Below are 14794 nucleotides of genomic sequence, written 5' to 3' on the forward strand. Positions count from 1 at the left end.
TAAAGGTGTTAGATTATGGCGCAAGGTTCTATGACCCGGTGATTGGGAGATGGAACGTGGTTGATCCTCTTGCGGAGCAGATGAGAAGGCATAGTCCTTATAATTATTCTTTCAATAATCCGATTAGGTTTACTGATCCGGATGGGATGGGCCCCGAATCGGTGCATATTGATGAGTTTGGAAAAGTTCTTGGAAATTATGAAGATGGTGACAATGGAGTTTATGTTCATCAAGGAGCTAATTCATCTAAAGATTATAAGAAGGATTATGATTCTAAAACTAATACTGCTGCTGGTGGTAAAAAGATTGGAGAGCTTGGTGGTACAATTGATGTTAATGAGATTTATAAAAATTTGGTAGATAAAAATGCTCGAGAATCTGCAGATTTAAACATATTACAGTTTAGAGAAAAAGTTCGAGGTAGAGGTGATTGGGATTTAAAGAATGATAAGGAAAGTATCTTTGGATTAGGTAACGATGGAAAGACTTCATTTAAGTTTGAAGCAAATATTATGGAAGCTCAGGATATCGGGAATCATCATTTTGGTGTAGTAGGTAAAGCGAATCACACATTTACAGAGGAATTTATGCTGGAACAAGCTGGCGCAGCACAGATGGCTGCAGGAACTTCGAAGCCTGAATGGCAAAAGCAGCAAAGAAGAGTAATTGTAGGTGGTAGTGGTACTCCAACGACAATCATTGTAATGTTTCCACCTTATGGTGACGATCCAAGAGATCAAAAATGGATTAAAGCTGGATTTAAATATTATGAAAGAAAATAAAGGAATTGTAATCTTGTCAGTTGTTGCTGTTGTGATATTTTTATTCGTTGTTTATGAAGTTTCTACATTTAGCTTGTTTAATGAATCAAACTCTCAGTTAACTGAAATTGCTGTTCCTCATAGGGATTATAGACTCAGAGTATCTTTTGTGCCTTCAAATGCGACAAGTCAAGATTTTATTCAGGTGAAAAAAATTGAGGGTGAGACAGAGTCTGTAATCTATAACTATGAAAGATATGATACAGTTGTCTCTTATAATATTAAAGGTAATATGTTACGATTGATTTTGAAGAATAAGCATTTGAATGATAAGATCCAAGATACTGTTTACCTAAAACTTGATTGATAATGATAGTTACAAACGCAATTTGATTACGGGGCAAGGTTCTATGATCCGGTGATTGGAAGGTGGAATGTTCCAGACCCGTTGCAAGAGGACGAATGTTGGAGTGCGTACGATGATGCTTATGCTCAGGAAGCTTCGAATGAGGGATATGATGTGGATGCAGCTGAAGGTAGAGCAAATGCGAGTAGATATTTCAGTTTCTTGGGGCCGCGTAATATGATAACGGCAGGGAATTCAGCGGTTCATTATAATTCAAGTCCTTATGCTTATGTATTGAATAATCCTCTTAGCTATATTGATCCTTTGGGACTTGATACAACTAAAGCAAATCAATTGAAAGAAGTTACAATTACCGGTGACAAAGGCATTAATCCTTGGGGGCCAAGTTTATTTTTATTAGGACAGAAGATCGATTATTTAAAGCCTGTTGGAGCACTTGGATCAAAAAGTGGTTCTTCAGTAGCGTCCTGGACTTTATCTAAAGTCTTTCCCCAAAATATTCCTGCTCTTAAACAAGGTGAAAGAAAGCTAATAGGTGTAGTCAGTAAAAAATTAGCAAAAAAAGCTGGTACTGCTGTATTAGGTAGGTTTCTAGGCCGTTTGGTGCCTTATGTTGGAGGGGCAATAATGGCTAAAGATGCATGGGATAATAGAGAGGCGATTGGAGCAGGGTTTAAGGCTTTTAGTATGGGAGCTGGAGATTATTATAACTTGCGTTCAAACCCTGAAACAGGTTGGATGTATGTAAAATAGATAGTTATGAATATAGAAAAACCGGATCTTTTTCAGTTTGTAAAAGAGAAGACCTTTGTAAATGATATTGATATAAATATGGAGACAAGATTAGAAGATGATCTAGGTGTCTATGGCGATGATGCAGTTGAGTTTATTATTGCTTATGGAAAATATTATAATGTAAATATATCTAATTTCATGGCGGCAGACTATTTTAATGGAGAAGGTCTTAATGTTTTGAATTCTTTAATAGGAATCTTTAAGAAAGAAAAAAAAGCCTCGAAAAAAGCACTAACTGTTGGGCATCTTTATAAGGCTATTTTAGCAGGAAGATTAGATGAAGAGGTGATAAATTCTTAGAATGATAGGCTGCATATGTGTTTATGCAGCCTATTGTTGTTTTGTAATCTTCAAGTTGTGTTTTTGGGTACCCAAAAACCTACTTGCCTTCGCTTAGGAGCGAAGGAGAAAAGAAACCGTCGCAACTCGGTTTCTGCTGCAGAGGGCTACTTACTGCCTTTTAAGAGTTCGTTCTTTTCCCTTTCGGCTTGTAACAGACGTTCATAAAGTTCCATTACCTTATCCAGCGGGTTAAAGGTGCACTGGTGGTTGAAATAACTCTGATCATGGAAGTAGTTGATAATGGCATCTTCGCTAAAGCTTTTGATGGCCTGGGGTATAACGCCTAAAGCCGTTGTAACCTTGCCAAGTGTTTCTTCTTTTACTGTTTCGCTTTGCTCGATCTTGGAATGTTAAAAACATCTTTGAACTTCTTTTTGTTGAGCATGGTGTCAAAGATTTTAAACACTTCATTGCGGTCTTCCTCATCGAGTTGGTTGATCAGGTTTCATTTTGGTAACGTTCGTTACACATTTAATCGACATCCAACGACACGTGCGCTTACTTCGTTGCGAAGTGACGACTATTATGCCTTTGGAAAATGGCTTGCAAATAAATATCTTTATAACGGCAAGGAGTTGCAAGAAGAGCTGGGACAGCTTGATTACGGCGCAAGGTTATATGATCCAGCGATTGGAAGGTGGAATGTGATTGATCCGCTTTCAGAAACTGATAGAAAGACTAGTCCCTATGCTTATGTCTTCAATAATCCGTTGAGATTTATTGACCCTACTGGGATGAAAGGAACGTCAACCCATACAGATACATTTGGTAATGTACTTGCTGTTTATAATGATGGAGATTTGGGAGTTTATAAACATGAGGATGCGAAGACAACGGCAGATATAGATCAGTTACCACAGACAAGTACTTCACGAGGCGGTGAAAAAATGGGGGAAACCTTAATGTGGGATTCTTTTACTGAATTTGATGGAAGTGGAAAAGCTGCTGGGAAGATAGATTTTGGGTCATCTCAAGCTACCGGTTGGCTTGATCGCTTCAGCAAAGCTATTGAAGGTGCAGCGGATAATCTTGGCAATTATTTAGGTAGGATGCATTATGCGATCAATGGTGGTGGTAATGATATATATGATTATAAAACTCAAAATGGTGGTGGCCTGTATGCCGGATCTCAGATCTCAGAGGGCATATATGTATCAGCCAGAGATGTTGGTAATTTTGCCGCAGGTCGTGCTGCTGCTATTACTGGGCAATCTAAAATGGATTTTATGCTAACCGCTGGAGGATTTAATTTGTCGGGTAATAGTAAATTAGGTATAGTTTTCAGAAGTTCCCATTGGCAGAATGAAGCTCGGAAAAGAGGCGCGCCGGCATTTGGAGAAGACCCGGGCTCAAACTTTTTCCAACGTTTAGGATACGAGAATGTAACCACATCTCAAGGCATGATATTAAATCGTAAAAAAATATGGGATCTAAAATAAATATGTTATTTCTATTGTTATGTTTATTTGTTGTAGGGTGTGGAAATCCGAATTTTAACGAGTTAGAAGGTCCTAATGTATTTTATCAGGTGTGTCCAGTCGACAAAGATATCATCCGCATAAGACGTACGAGCGGCGAAGGCGCTCCTTCAGTTCAACTTTTTGATAAAAAGGGGAGTCAATTGCAAAACTCAATCATAACCCCGATGGGTATTTTCCTAGTAACATCAATAAAAAATGACACACTACAGGTCACATATTTTGTCGGACAAAGTGATCTTGAGATGTTTTTGCCATGGTTCAAAACTAATAGATCAAATCCTTATCGTATTGGTCAGTATTCAATTCACTATAGCTACGAAATACACAATAAGTATTCAGAAACTAAAGGCTCGGAGATAGACTCATTAATTGTTGATAAGAAGGCACAGACAACGTGGTTGTTTTTAAAAGGGAAATTGATTGATACAAGACCTACACATTTATTAATTCTCAAATCGTCGGAATTGGTGGCGTATGACCCTAAGAATAAGTCCTATACGCCGTATCCGTTAGTCAATAAGGATCTTGCTAAAGATTACCTTAATAAGATCCTGGCTACATACGATACAAGTAACGATTAATAAGGGCGTTAGATTATGGCGCAAGGTTCTATGATCTGGTGATTGGGAGGTGGAATGTGGTGGATCCGTTGGCGGAGAAGGGTAGAAGGTGGTCACCATATACATATGCATTCAACAATCCAATAAAGTTTACAGATCCTGATGGGATGTGGCCAGATGGTCCTGGTGACGATGATGATCTAATCGGGGTGGCAAACCGGAATGGCTATAGGGGGTGATTAGAGCTGGGGTACATGGTATCAGAACACTTGTAGCTGCTGCCGGGGATGCTTTAGGGATCAATAAAGCTGCTCCCGGAATGAAATGGCAATCCGTGGACAGTGAGGGTGGTACGATGGGATATGGTATGGCTCAAGTTCCTAGTGAAGGTGGTTTAAACGATGCCTTGGTCATTTGGGTGATGGTGCAAATGCTTTAGCTTTCAGTGGTTCTCTTGCCAAAGGCGCAACTGGTACGCTATTTGCCAAAACGTGACAGGAAGGTAAAGTGGTAAGTGAAGGAGTACAGGCAATTAAAGAAGGTGTTTCATTAGAGAAGCAAGCTTTAAATATATCAAAAGATCTTAATGGAGGGAAAAACTCTGTTACTATTCGTACTGTGGATAAGCAGATTAGATATAATTTGGCTGGTAAAAGCCATGGAGGTGTCCCAATGCCATATTCCCAAGTCTATATTAAGAATATGGTAAATGGTGTGCAAAAAAGTATTACTAGGGAAACTAAACATGCTCAGCCTGTAACTCAGCAAGAAATAGAGCAATAAGGAAATTTTTGGAAAAACAGCAATGAGAGAAATAGAAATCGTTACAACTGAATTATTTAAGAGCCTATTGGAAATAGATATTGACGATGTACATTTTGATCTTCATAATGATTATGATTGCTATTCAATTCTCTTCTCGAAAGATCATGAACTTACATTATCACTTAAATCCTCTGATAAAGAAGTGAAACTGACTTTTAAAGGTGTTACAGTGAACTATATGTTCTTGAATTTGACAGATGTTAATAAAGATATAACAACTATCGACAGCATATATCGTGGTAGATATGAAGACAGCAATGTCCTACGTGAAGTGACTGATGATTCTAGAAATTATTACTACATAGAATTTTATAGTGGATATACCATAGAGCTTTTTGCGAGAACTGTTTTCTTTGTGACTTCCTAACGTCAAGTATTGTAAATAATAAAAGCCAGGTCATACGCCTGGCTTTTATTATTTAGCGAGTTGCTGATTATGTTTTTTTGTGATAAAAGCGTCAATGAAGGTCTTGACCAGGTGCTTGTCCTCATGGCTTAAGAGCTCCACTTCCCTAAACTGTTTTAAGAGTTCCTTATCGGCAAACTGGGCGGAAACCATTTCATCCTGGCTACCCATCATCAGGAAATCAGTGGTTATGTCCAACCCCCCAAAGCAACCAACGGGAGTAGTAAAAGTAGTTTTTGTATAGCAAAAACATAAACTTGCTCCATCAGGGCTCCTTGTAATGCACCAATGAGAATAGAGGTTCGGGGAGGCTATGTTTGCTGTTACAGATGATCTTCCTACCAGTAAAGCCGAAAAATCAACGCACCAACGGCCTTTGTAAAACCCAAACAAAAAACTAACTTTAGGCTAAAGGAACGTTCTTTATAAAGCTGAAAACTAGCTGCCAGCGAATCCGGTTAACTTTAAATAAGTTGCGCAAGATTCTATGACCCGGTAATTGGGAGGTGGAATGTGGTGGATCCAATAGCAGATTTAAGGTCAAACATATCACCCTACACTTATTGTGTTAATAATCCAATACTGTATCTAGATAAATTTGGGCTTGATTCCTTAAATGCAATACACTATTTGAAAGAAGTGGTGATAAATGGATCTAAAGCACTTGCTGTTATGTCACCTTTATTTCCGAAGCTTGATAACACGCTTAAAATGTTTACTGATTGGACAGATCAGAAAGGATAAATATTCGGCTGGTAACTTTATCGATCTGGCATATAATGCAACCCGTCGAAACACTCAGGCATCAGTTGTTAAAGGAGATTTAATAAATCGAGTGAAGAAAGATCCAGCGTTCCAAGCGTGGCGTAAGAAGATAATTGCTCAATATAAGATGAATCCTTTGCTTAAAAAACGTCTTGACGTATTTAAGCTTGGTGGTGACAAATTTTTTTCACTTGAAGGTGATATTGAATTGAGGCTTTCGATTCGAGGAGCTTATATAAATGCTGATTTTGTTGAATCGAATGGTACAACTACTATAAATTACAGCATTGATGATACTTTTGATATAAAGCAGCAGGGGGGACGAGGAACTGCATATAATGTGATTAATGGCGTTTTAGAGCCAATATGGGTTAATTTCTTTCACGGAAATGAAGACATGAAGGTCGAAGTAAGATGGAACGAAACAATAACAAAATGATAACACAACTTTTTAAAGTCTTTGGATTGTTTTTGCTGCTTGGGTCATTGTTGGCATGTAGTCAAAATAGTAAGCGTGAGGTCGATGAATTTTATACTGAACATGGGGAATGGGATTCTGCCCGAATACCGTTTATTAAACCATATGAAGCTTTGATAGTTGATGAAAAGCACGGGTGGGGCATGAGTTTGGAAGCATTAGATGGAGGAACATCCTCATTTTTTAATATAAAGAAAGCTGCTGTTGAGAATGGCTTTATTCTAGCATATACTGGTAGTACGTTGATGATGGGCGTTGAGATAAAAGAATCCTGGTGGGTCGTTTCGCCATCTCGCAAAATTGAGGAAGGGTTTAGCGATGAGAAGCAATATTGGGATTACCTTAAAACGCTTGGGTTCAAAAAGAAGCCACGGTTACATGATATAAGGGTAATTGCGTCGTATTATGAGGATCATGACATGATGGATTGGGACGCTTTAGATTAAGACGGGTTATTTTAAGTTAAAACTTAATAAAGAGTCAGCGTATTTTGGTTTTGCAACTAAATCTGCATCAATATTAATGCAGAGGTTTTTTGCTTTCGACACTAATTCAGGGTATGTAAAACACTTATTTGACCTTATTCAATCCGAAATCATATCGTTCGTGAACAACTCGTTTTAATAAACCCAATTGGCCACAGTGCCACATTGTATGTTTTATGTTCCAGTCAAGCGCTTCAAATTTAGTTTTTGCAATTGGATGGGAGATCGGCGTTGGTACCAGTTTGTCTTCAAGATCATTCTTAGATAGAGATTGAATTATTTCAAGTGATTTTAGCTCCATTAAATTCAATTGTTCTTGAAGTACCTTTGGATTTATCTTTCCAACTACTTTGTCTGGTTCTCCAGCCGTGAAAAGTATATCATATTCTTTTAAAGGTATCTTCCCAAGAATATACATGTTATGACCGGCAATTACCATTATAGAATGATAATATAAACTCACGATCAGATGACCAACTTGCCAGCTAACGTTGCTTTCAATTATGGCAGGAGTAGTATCCCAAGTCTTGTGAGGAATAGAATTAAGTAATTGATTAGTCCAATCATAAGCACCCTTGGTTTGCTCTAGTAAAATTTCTACCTGATTCATGTAATGTTTCGTATATCCGGCAACAAAGCTAATATGTTAAAAACGACAAGTCATTGATTATGATCAATAAATCCCTTGTGACGCAATTCTTTTTCTTATCCTACTGACAGTTTCCGGCTTTACATTAAGATAAGAAGCAATAAGATATTGAGGAATACGCTGAGCCAGATCCTGTCGTTCTATTATTAGACTTTGATATCGTTCTAAGGGAGTTTGTAATAGAAAAGACGTTAACCTATTGTGAGTTCTTAAAAACAGATTCTCATTCATTTTTCTACTTATGCCTTGTATAAATGGATATGCTCCTGCCAGTTTTTCTAACCGTTGCCTGTTGATTACATAAAGAGTAGTATCTTCCAAGCATCGAATTTCTTTTGCAGAAGAGATTTTAGTTACGAAACTAAAATAATCAGCAATAAAACTATTCTCGTAGGCAAATTCAAAAACCACCTCATTTCCGTTTTTATGATATACACACTTCATTAAGCCTTTTTTAATTAGGCCAATCTCGTGGCAGATTTTTCCTTTTTCGGCGAAAACATCATTTTTGTTCAATTCAACTTTTGAGAACTCAGAAAGAAAAATATTCGCTTCTTCCTCACTTATTTTAAAAGTCGAACGAATATGTTCTTTGATCTCGTTCACATGCTAATATTTTACTTCAAACATCTTTCCGGTTGAATTTCAATTTCCTGGATTACTAAATATAGGCATTAAAGATAAGCGAACAGGTTGCACTAGGTTATAATTTTTCATATCTTCTAATAACGTAATTATCGTTGATAACTAATTGCCAAATATAATTCTTGTTTCCTATTGCGCAAAAATACGTTAATGCTGCCACTAGGGTCGAATCAAGTCAAATGTTAGTTTTTTATTACACGATTTCTGGTAAAGCAACTCAACCAATTATAGATCATAAGTTTTGCTTTAATTAAAAAAACAACTTAAAATTATACGCTCATGAAAAATCTAATCATTCTGCTATGTCTTATAGTCTCTCTAACAGCATGTGGCCAAAAAGAAGACATCGTTCAGGAACCCACACTTGCCGGAAAGTGGCAGTTGATCAAGCTGGTGGAAATCGGTGCTCCAGTTGCTGGTAAGGTTACCACCTATGACAATGGAAAGACTATTGTGTTCAAAACAAATGGTAATTTTACAGATATTACATTTCATTGCGAGGGTACCTATTCAGTCGAAAATAACAAGCTTAATGTGAGCGTTCCTTGCAGTGCAGCAGATAAAAACTTCCAATATAAATTTAGTTTCGAAAACTCAGAAACTTTGCTGCTAACTCAGATCCCTTTCGTTTGTGATGAGGGCTGCTATTATGTTTTTAAAAAACTTAAATAATTAAATCTTTCACTTAAAACGCTTTTCAATGATGAAAAAATTACTTTTTTCTTTGGAATTCCTATGCCTACACTTTTTTTCTTTTGGTCAAAGTGCCGATTAAGAGATTTGCGAAAGTTCAATTAGAATAACCAACACTCTCCCTGACCAGGACTTCTTGAACATAAAACAGGCTTCAGAGCTGATCACCCTCGCCATTCCGACACTTTACAGCAAGCTCAGTCTGAAACAGATACCATTTTGTAAAAAAGGGAAAAAACCCTTCGGGAAAAAGATTTCCTAGGCCTGAAGACATTTAGCAAAGTTTTGCATTTCATAATGCTCCTTGATATATCCAAGGATATTTTCGTCAACACCCTCTTGCGTTGCAATATCCTCAAGCGACATCCATTGAAAACTGTTGTCAAATGCCTTATGATAAGCCTCGTCGTGTGACTTGCGCTTCAATGCAGTAAATCCTAGACCTTTATTTTCCTGAATAGCTTCGGTTAGACAGTTCACATCACTTTTAGAAAGCTTTTTCAGGTTAAGTTGACCAATTGGCTTAACCACACTCCGGTTGATCTGGGTGAAATTATCTACGTTGTAGTCAAGAATATCATAGCTACTCGATGGAACCGGACCAAACTTAAGTGCTGCAAATTTATCATCTGTAATTAGCCTGCCATAATTGGCAAGATGTTTCTTCTCGGTAAAATATAAGATCTTTAAAGTAGCGTATTTATCTGCATAGCCATTATCATCACATATATTTTGTGAAATAAACAGTAATGCATTTATAGCCTTTTCTTTATCGAATTGATATGAAATCATATATTGTTATCAAAAATAATTACAAATATACTAAAAAACAATTAACCAAACAAGCAAATTACTAAAAATATTAGTTTTATTGTTTACTGCCTGCATAAAGCTATCGATAAAATTGTAATTCCCCCTCTATTAAGTGTCTTCTCGAAAGGTTAATTATTCACATTATATCACTTACAAACACCGAGCCAGTTGTCTATAAGAATATGCAAAATTTCAATAAGATAAACAATTGATATTCGTTTATCTTATACTATATTAACGGCAACTGAATTAAAAGGTAGAATTGTTTCCTTGATATGGAAATAAAACCCCTATCCTGTTGCTAGATGGGGGGGGTCGCGATTTTCGAACTTGAAAATCTGAGCTCCGGTAAGAGGGCAATCTCATCTTCGCCAATATAAATTATAGTAATAATGATATCTTTGATATACGGCAACAGGGGGGACGAGAACCCGTGTATAATGTAATTAGTGGTGTTTTAGAACCAATCTGGGTTAATGTGTTTCATGGAAATGAAGACATGAAGGTTGAAGTAAGATGGAACGAAACAATAACAAAATGATAACACAACTTTTTAAAGTCTTTAGATTGTCTTTGTTGATCGCATCATTGTCGGCATGTAGCGAAAATAGTAAGCATAAGGTGGACGGATTTTATACTGAACATGGGGAATGGGATTCTGCTCGAATACCTTTTATAAAGCCATATGAGGGAGTGATAGTCAACGAAGAGAACGGGTGGGTAATGAATTTAAAGGCATTGAAAGGTGGAGATTCAATGCTTAGTCATATCAGGAAAGCGACTGTTTTTAACGGGTTTATTTTAGTGCATACTGGTAGTACGTTGATGATGGGCGTTGAGATAAAGGAATCCTGGTGGGTCGTTTCGCCATCTCGCAAAATTGAGGAAGGGTTTAGCGATGAGAAGCAATATTGGGATTACCTTAAAATGCTTGGGTTCAAAAAGAAGCCACGGTTACATGATATAAGGGTAATTGCGTCGTATTATGAGGATCATGACATGATGGATTGGGATGATACAAGAGGAATATCGTGCCTATTTGAACGAAAAAACTAATATGAAGTTGAAAAAGGATCTATATGGCTTAAAGGAAATAATTTTTAATCAATATGCAAGCTGACTTAAAGCAATTAAAAGGTATTTTTATAAAAATGAGTGAGGATGGATTTGATACAAAAAGTTCGTTAAAATGGAGTTTTTATTTTATAGATGACAAAAAAAAGCACTTAGAAAAGTTATATGGGGAAATGGAACAACACGATTATAAGGTTGAAAATTTTGAAAAGAATGATGGAAATGAATGGACCCTAAAAGTTAGTAAAATTGATATTTTAACTCCTGAGAAGTTACATAAAAGAAATATTGCATTTAATGAATTGGCAGGTTATTGTGATGTTAAATTATATGATGGATGGGATGTTGAAAAACTGTAATCCTTAATGAGTTGCCCCAAGGGGTTTGCTTTTATATCTGCAAGTTGTGTTTCGGGTACCCACAGATAAACAAATAATATGCTGCTTAAAAATCCTTTCATTTATATAATCCTGGTATTGGCAAGTGTTAGTGCTGCGTGCAATAGATATATTGATGCTGTAGCAAAAGAAGATAAGCTACCTAAGACCGTGGGGTACCTCACAATCTATCCTGATAGTAATGTATTCTCTTATAAAACAAGTATACCATTAACTAGAGACAAGGAGAAGATATATCCAAGGTCATTTAAAATAGCACTACCTAAAGATCTAAAATACTACGAAGTGGTCGGGTCAACTCATTTTGTTTTTTATTACAATAATAATCAGTCTGTTATGGTTGTGGTTGATTTGGAAGACAGTACATCGGTAGCTGAAAATGAGTTATCGTATACTCCTAAGGTTGACGAGATAGATCAGATTATCCAATCAAAGTTAACTCTTACAAAAAGCAAGTTTGATATTAAGAGAATACCTCTCAATGCTAAATACAAACAATTGGTCGTTAAAAAGAAAGGGGTTACTTTTCTACTTTATAATATAGCACCAAGAAATTATAATCTATTTGTCAATTACTTAAGTAGTTTTTCTTGGCAATTGTAGTCCTGTAGGGGCGAATGATAAACAGCAAAGCCTGGTTCAATGAAACCAGGCTTTGCTGTTTATCTGATAGGCTGTATATACGCTTAGTTGCATATACGGTTAACCTACTTTGTTTTTATACCTGCAAGTTGTGTTTTTGGGTGCCCAAAAACCTGCTTGCCTTCGCTTAGGAGCGAAGGAGAAAGGAAACCTTCGCAACTCGGTTTCTGCTGCAGGGGGCTACTTACTGCCTTTAAGGAGTTCGTTCTTTTCCCGTTCAGCTTGTAGCAGACGTTCATAAAGTTCCATTACAAAAGGAACTTATGACAGTTGGGGAGGGGTTGAAAACAACAAGTGCTCAGCGAACTCGAATATTAGGAGCTAATAAAGATGCAAATGGGGGCGTTCTTTAAAGTGATATGAGTGGAAAGGTATTAGACGCTCCTAAGGTTATCAAAAAAGGAGAAAAGGCTAATATGAATGCAGCTGAAGTTGATCATGTTGAAGCGCGCTCAAAAGGAGGTTCTAATAGTTATAAAAATATGCAAGTCTTGTCAAAAAGAGAAAATTTAGGTAAAAGAGATCATTAGATGAAAAAATTCAATGAAAGCTTAGATACAGCTGTTTTAACAACCAAGTATGTAGTAGAGGGAAATTATCCAATATTGTATGTCTACCATTTTGAAGATGGAAGCTGGCAGTTTAATGGAGAACAAAAAGACTTAAAAGATGAAGATTATGTGGTTATTTCTCTTAGAGAGGTGTTAAGTATAGATCTGACAGTAGTAGAATTAGCTGGATTGCCTTTGGGGCTTGAAGCTATGAGAGGCACCAAAAATGAAAAGTGGCAAATTGTGTCGGTAAACTAAAATTATTTAAGGTGAAAAAGTTCTAAAGGTGCATGGTATACTCCTTGTCTGGATGCAATGCAGCAATTCAGAAGTACAAAAAATGAGTTTCGAGATAAGGATGTTTCATTTGTGTATTTAACAGACGGTTCTCTGTTGGTCAATCAAAAACTTTAGTAGATAGGAAAGATTTTATCCTTTAAAGTACGATATCTGATTAAGAAAATCATCAAATAATTTTCTTAATCAGATCGTTATTGTACAATTTAATGTATCAGACTTTGGATTAGGCTGTATTTGTAGCAAATCCAGAAATGTCTTGTTGTGTTACTGACTGTTTAATTTATTCCGTTTAAAATATCCAATCTGCGCATTTGCTCTGTCAGTTGCTCGTGTATAAACACCCGGGCTTGTGCAGTTGACGGGCCGCCCTCGTATGGCACCAGGTCTCTGAGGCGTTCAGCTTCTGCGCGGTGAAAATTGATGTTGTATTCCCAACCATCTAATTTTTCCAGCCAGTAATAGCCCAGTTGCAGGGTAATGCCCTTGAATTCTTCCTCTAATTCAGCAATGAACGCATCTTCATTTTCCAAAAAGCGACCATTTCTTAAATTGATGATCAGCCTTCCTATGGCCTGGTATTGATTGTACATATTTTATTGTTTTCTATGTTGTGGTATATCTTGATATCTTTCTCAAACGACTTTCTGACAGCGATCAAAGCATTTCTGAGTTTCGTTTTTACGGTTCCCATAGGCATTTCCAGTAGGGAGGCAATTTCTTTATGAGTCAGCCCATTTCGATAGGCCAGTTCCAGCACCTCATAATCTTTTACGTTTAACTTCCGGACAATTGACCACAGGTCTATACCGTCTACCGAAAGCACCAACTGGGATTGCGCCTCAATTATATTCAAATACATATCCGGATTCCCGTCAATCTGCAGGTTTTGTAAGGAATTTTTGTAGCTCTTGCTACGCAACACATCCAGCGCGTTGTTTCTCGCAATATTCAGCATCCAGGTAAACAGTCGCCCTCTTTGCGGCGTATACTGTGCTGCCGAGCACCATATTTTTGTAAAGGTCAGTTGAAGTACGTCTTCCGCCAGCTCCTGATCTTTTAGAATTGCTTTTGTAATGTTAAACAGGCCCGTATAATAATGTGTATACAGGTGCTTAAAACCAACCAGATCCTTTTTCTGGAGCAGGTAAATGAGTTGCTTTTCTGATAATTCCCGGTACGCATTCATCTTCTTGAAATGAAATGACGGTTGCTGGTTCTGGTGACTTTGAAGGCGCTGAGCAAGCTTAAAAACTTTAGCTGCTTAAGTTGAATGTGGATTGTTTTTTTAGTATTCATATAAATTGTTGTTGATTTCAATTTGATATGAGTCTAAAGCGGATCTGGAAAACGCTATATAAAAGAAAGATGCACTATAGCGGGCTCTAAATACCACCCTGCAGGGCTTCTGACGGCCTTGGAAATGGAATTACAATAGAGCCCATAACGCCATAGTGCACCTTCAAAAGTACAACATTATTCGTTATGGGCATCAATCTATTGTCCCTTTCCTAGTTTGTCAGAATTTTGCAGGAGAGACTCTTGAATTAATACCTCATTGTTTAAGAAGTATATTTATGTTGTTCGTTTTTTATCTAAATCATATAGCTATTGATTGATTGCTATGTAAATATATAGAATAGAATATTTCTAAACCAACTTAACGCATATAAAATTTATATGATTCATAGGATCTTATGGATACCAATTCTCCTAAATATACTGATGTTGAATACTTTTTAAAAATATGGAGTCTTTTTTTGTAAG

At 36.9% G+C, this 14794-nt stretch carries 25 protein-coding genes and 2 pseudogenes; 20 read left to right on the forward strand and 7 right to left on the reverse strand.

Going from position 1 to position 14794, the window contains the following annotated elements:
- Nucleotides 1-11 precede the first annotated feature (11 nt).
- The 11 genes and pseudogenes from IM797_RS09240 to IM797_RS09290 all read left to right on the forward strand — a co-directional run.
- Nucleotides 12-155 (forward strand): annotated as a pseudogene (locus IM797_RS09240) (RHS repeat-associated core domain-containing protein); the annotation flags it as partial.
- Nucleotides 147-782, forward strand: a complete 636-nt coding sequence (locus tag IM797_RS09245; RefSeq protein WP_194127160.1) for a polymorphic toxin type 44 domain-containing protein — start codon at nt 147-149, stop codon at nt 780-782. The pseudogene IM797_RS09240 and the gene IM797_RS09245, both read left to right, overlap by 9 nt.
- Nucleotides 769-1128 (forward strand): hypothetical protein, encoded by a 360-nt coding sequence (locus IM797_RS09250; RefSeq protein WP_194126829.1) that lies wholly within the window; start codon nt 769-771, stop codon nt 1126-1128. Before IM797_RS09245 ends, IM797_RS09250 begins: the two co-directional genes overlap by 14 nt.
- Nucleotides 1129-1209: 81 nt before the next feature.
- Entirely contained in the window at nt 1210-1881 is a 672-nt protein-coding gene (locus IM797_RS09255) for a hypothetical protein (RefSeq protein ID WP_194126830.1), read from the forward strand.
- Nucleotides 1882-1887: 6 nt separating this feature from the next.
- On the forward strand, nt 1888-2223 hold the full coding sequence (locus tag IM797_RS09260; protein WP_194126831.1) for a DUF1493 family protein: 336 nt from the start codon (nt 1888-1890) through the stop codon (nt 2221-2223).
- A gap of 374 nt (nt 2224-2597) precedes the next feature.
- Entirely contained in the window at nt 2598-3704 is a 1107-nt protein-coding gene (locus IM797_RS09265; RefSeq protein WP_228098781.1) for an RHS repeat-associated core domain-containing protein, read from the forward strand.
- On the forward strand, nt 3689-4327 hold the full coding sequence (locus tag IM797_RS09270; RefSeq protein WP_194126832.1) for a hypothetical protein: 639 nt from the start codon (nt 3689-3691) through the stop codon (nt 4325-4327). The genes IM797_RS09265 and IM797_RS09270 overlap by 16 nt, the downstream gene beginning before the upstream one ends.
- Nucleotides 4328-4338: 11 nt before the next feature.
- Nucleotides 4339-4482: pseudogene (locus IM797_RS28665) on the forward strand (RHS repeat-associated core domain-containing protein); the annotation flags it as partial.
- Between the two features lie 59 nt (nt 4483-4541).
- Nucleotides 4542-4745, forward strand: coding sequence for a hypothetical protein (locus IM797_RS09280; protein ID WP_194126833.1), 204 nt, complete (start codon nt 4542-4544; stop codon nt 4743-4745).
- Nucleotides 4746-4813: 68 nt separating this feature from the next.
- Nucleotides 4814-5089 (forward strand): polymorphic toxin type 24 domain-containing protein, encoded by a 276-nt coding sequence (locus IM797_RS28670; RefSeq protein WP_194126834.1) that lies wholly within the window; start codon nt 4814-4816, stop codon nt 5087-5089.
- A gap of 22 nt (nt 5090-5111) precedes the next feature.
- Nucleotides 5112-5498, forward strand: a complete 387-nt coding sequence (locus IM797_RS09290) for a hypothetical protein (RefSeq protein ID WP_194126835.1) — start codon at nt 5112-5114, stop codon at nt 5496-5498.
- A 48-nt stretch (nt 5499-5546) separates the two neighbouring features.
- Here the strand turns inward: IM797_RS09290 and IM797_RS09295 are convergent, their stop codons facing one another.
- Nucleotides 5547-5735: a hypothetical protein gene (locus IM797_RS09295; protein ID WP_194126836.1), complete on the reverse strand. Its 189-nt coding sequence runs from the start codon at nt 5733-5735 to the stop codon at nt 5547-5549.
- 270 nt (nt 5736-6005) lie between these two features.
- Between IM797_RS09295 and IM797_RS09300 the strand changes: the two genes are divergently transcribed.
- From IM797_RS09300 to IM797_RS09310, 3 genes are read left to right on the forward strand one after another with little or no spacing between them, the layout of a single operon-like run.
- Entirely contained in the window at nt 6006-6281 is a 276-nt protein-coding gene (locus IM797_RS09300; RefSeq protein WP_194127138.1) for an RHS repeat-associated core domain-containing protein, read from the forward strand.
- Complete coding sequence (locus IM797_RS09305; RefSeq protein ID WP_194126837.1) at nt 6232-6741, forward strand: hypothetical protein; 510 nt, start codon at nt 6232-6234, stop codon at nt 6739-6741. The genes IM797_RS09300 and IM797_RS09305 overlap by 50 nt, the downstream gene beginning before the upstream one ends.
- Nucleotides 6738-7226: a hypothetical protein gene (locus tag IM797_RS09310; RefSeq protein WP_194126838.1), complete on the forward strand. Its 489-nt coding sequence runs from the start codon at nt 6738-6740 to the stop codon at nt 7224-7226. Before IM797_RS09305 ends, IM797_RS09310 begins: the two co-directional genes overlap by 4 nt.
- 124 nt (nt 7227-7350) lie before the next feature.
- Here IM797_RS09310 and IM797_RS09315 read toward each other — a convergent pair whose 3' ends face one another.
- Together IM797_RS09315 and IM797_RS09320 are read right to left on the reverse strand one after the other, a co-directional pair.
- Nucleotides 7351-7875, reverse strand: a complete 525-nt coding sequence (locus IM797_RS09315) for a DinB family protein (RefSeq protein WP_194126839.1) — start codon at nt 7873-7875, stop codon at nt 7351-7353.
- Between the two features lie 63 nt (nt 7876-7938).
- The gene (locus IM797_RS09320; protein ID WP_194126840.1) at nt 7939-8520 is read right to left on the reverse strand and encodes a Crp/Fnr family transcriptional regulator; all 582 of its coding nucleotides are present in this window, start codon (nt 8518-8520) and stop codon (nt 7939-7941) included.
- A 318-nt stretch (nt 8521-8838) separates the two neighbouring features.
- Between IM797_RS09320 and IM797_RS09325 the strand changes: the two genes are divergently transcribed.
- Entirely contained in the window at nt 8839-9231 is a 393-nt protein-coding gene (locus IM797_RS09325; protein WP_194126841.1) for a lipocalin family protein, read from the forward strand.
- A gap of 279 nt (nt 9232-9510) precedes the next feature.
- Here the strand turns inward: IM797_RS09325 and IM797_RS09330 are convergent, their stop codons facing one another.
- Nucleotides 9511-10044, reverse strand: coding sequence for a Panacea domain-containing protein (locus IM797_RS09330; RefSeq protein ID WP_194126842.1), 534 nt, complete (start codon nt 10042-10044; stop codon nt 9511-9513).
- Nucleotides 10045-10602: 558 nt separating this feature from the next.
- Here IM797_RS09330 and IM797_RS09335 point away from each other — a divergent pair.
- The 3 genes from IM797_RS09335 to IM797_RS09345 all read left to right on the forward strand — a co-directional run bounded on the left by IM797_RS09335 (nt 10603) and on the right by IM797_RS09345 (nt 12140).
- The gene (locus IM797_RS09335) at nt 10603-11121 is read left to right on the forward strand and encodes a hypothetical protein (protein ID WP_194126843.1); all 519 of its coding nucleotides are present in this window, start codon (nt 10603-10605) and stop codon (nt 11119-11121) included.
- Nucleotides 11122-11174: 53 nt separating this feature from the next.
- A complete protein-coding gene (locus tag IM797_RS09340; protein ID WP_194126844.1) occupies nt 11175-11498 on the forward strand; it encodes a ribonuclease E inhibitor RraB in 324 nt (107 codons plus the stop codon).
- 78 nt (nt 11499-11576) lie between these two features.
- A complete protein-coding gene (locus IM797_RS09345) occupies nt 11577-12140 on the forward strand; it encodes a hypothetical protein (RefSeq protein WP_194126845.1) in 564 nt (187 codons plus the stop codon).
- Between the two features lie 104 nt (nt 12141-12244).
- Here IM797_RS09345 and IM797_RS09350 read toward each other — a convergent pair whose 3' ends face one another.
- Nucleotides 12245-12418: a hypothetical protein gene (locus IM797_RS09350; RefSeq protein WP_194126846.1), complete on the reverse strand. Its 174-nt coding sequence runs from the start codon at nt 12416-12418 to the stop codon at nt 12245-12247.
- 120 nt (nt 12419-12538) lie between these two features.
- On the opposite strand from IM797_RS09350, the gene IM797_RS09355 reads away from it, so the two are divergent.
- Nucleotides 12539-12709 (forward strand): HNH endonuclease signature motif containing protein, encoded by a 171-nt coding sequence (locus IM797_RS09355; protein WP_194126847.1) that lies wholly within the window; start codon nt 12539-12541, stop codon nt 12707-12709.
- Nucleotides 12710-12988 (forward strand): hypothetical protein, encoded by a 279-nt coding sequence (locus IM797_RS09360; RefSeq protein WP_194126848.1) that lies wholly within the window; start codon nt 12710-12712, stop codon nt 12986-12988.
- A gap of 317 nt (nt 12989-13305) precedes the next feature.
- Here IM797_RS09360 and IM797_RS09365 read toward each other — a convergent pair whose 3' ends face one another.
- Nucleotides 13306-13620 carry a hypothetical protein gene (locus IM797_RS09365; protein WP_194126849.1) on the reverse strand — a complete coding sequence of 105 codons (315 nt, stop codon included), beginning with the start codon at nt 13618-13620 and terminating at the stop codon, nt 13306-13308.
- Complete coding sequence (locus IM797_RS09370) at nt 13596-14216, reverse strand: RNA polymerase sigma factor (protein ID WP_194126850.1); 621 nt, start codon at nt 14214-14216, stop codon at nt 13596-13598. Before IM797_RS09370 ends, IM797_RS09365 begins: the two co-directional genes overlap by 25 nt.
- Nucleotides 14217-14794 lie beyond the last annotated feature (578 nt).

Source organism: Pedobacter sp. MC2016-24 (genome assembly GCF_015223055.1).
Classification (GTDB): Bacteria; Bacteroidota; Bacteroidia; order Sphingobacteriales; family Sphingobacteriaceae; genus Pedobacter.

Excerpts from the sequence above, each read along its gene's own strand:
- IM797_RS09245 (WP_194127160.1), top strand. The coding sequence starts at position 147 with ATGGGCCCCGAATCGGTGCATATTGATGAGTTTGGAAAAGTTCTTGGA.
- IM797_RS09250 (WP_194126829.1), top strand. The coding sequence starts at position 769 with ATGAAAGAAAATAAAGGAATTGTAATCTTGTCAGTTGTTGCTGTTGTG.
- IM797_RS09260 (WP_194126831.1), top strand. The coding sequence starts at position 1,888 with ATGAATATAGAAAAACCGGATCTTTTTCAGTTTGTAAAAGAGAAGACC.
- IM797_RS09270 (WP_194126832.1), top strand. The coding sequence starts at position 3,689 with ATGGGATCTAAAATAAATATGTTATTTCTATTGTTATGTTTATTTGTT.
- IM797_RS09290 (WP_194126835.1), top strand. The coding sequence starts at position 5,112 with ATGAGAGAAATAGAAATCGTTACAACTGAATTATTTAAGAGCCTATTG.
- IM797_RS09310 (WP_194126838.1), top strand. The coding sequence starts at position 6,738 with ATGATAACACAACTTTTTAAAGTCTTTGGATTGTTTTTGCTGCTTGGG.
- IM797_RS09315 (WP_194126839.1), bottom strand. The coding sequence starts at position 7,875 with ATGAATCAGGTAGAAATTTTACTAGAGCAAACCAAGGGTGCTTATGAT.
- IM797_RS09325 (WP_194126841.1), top strand. The coding sequence starts at position 8,839 with ATGAAAAATCTAATCATTCTGCTATGTCTTATAGTCTCTCTAACAGCA.
- IM797_RS09330 (WP_194126842.1), bottom strand. The coding sequence starts at position 10,044 with ATGATTTCATATCAATTCGATAAAGAAAAGGCTATAAATGCATTACTG.
- IM797_RS09335 (WP_194126843.1), top strand. The coding sequence starts at position 10,603 with ATGATAACACAACTTTTTAAAGTCTTTAGATTGTCTTTGTTGATCGCA.
- IM797_RS09340 (WP_194126844.1), top strand. The coding sequence starts at position 11,175 with ATGCAAGCTGACTTAAAGCAATTAAAAGGTATTTTTATAAAAATGAGT.
- IM797_RS09345 (WP_194126845.1), top strand. The coding sequence starts at position 11,577 with ATGCTGCTTAAAAATCCTTTCATTTATATAATCCTGGTATTGGCAAGT.
- IM797_RS09350 (WP_194126846.1), bottom strand. The coding sequence starts at position 12,418 with ATGAACGTCTGCTACAAGCTGAACGGGAAAAGAACGAACTCCTTAAAG.
- IM797_RS09355 (WP_194126847.1), top strand. The coding sequence starts at position 12,539 with ATGAGTGGAAAGGTATTAGACGCTCCTAAGGTTATCAAAAAAGGAGAA.
- IM797_RS09360 (WP_194126848.1), top strand. The coding sequence starts at position 12,710 with ATGAAAAAATTCAATGAAAGCTTAGATACAGCTGTTTTAACAACCAAG.
- IM797_RS09365 (WP_194126849.1), bottom strand. The coding sequence starts at position 13,620 with ATGTACAATCAATACCAGGCCATAGGAAGGCTGATCATCAATTTAAGA.
- IM797_RS09370 (WP_194126850.1), bottom strand. The coding sequence starts at position 14,216 with ATGAATGCGTACCGGGAATTATCAGAAAAGCAACTCATTTACCTGCTC.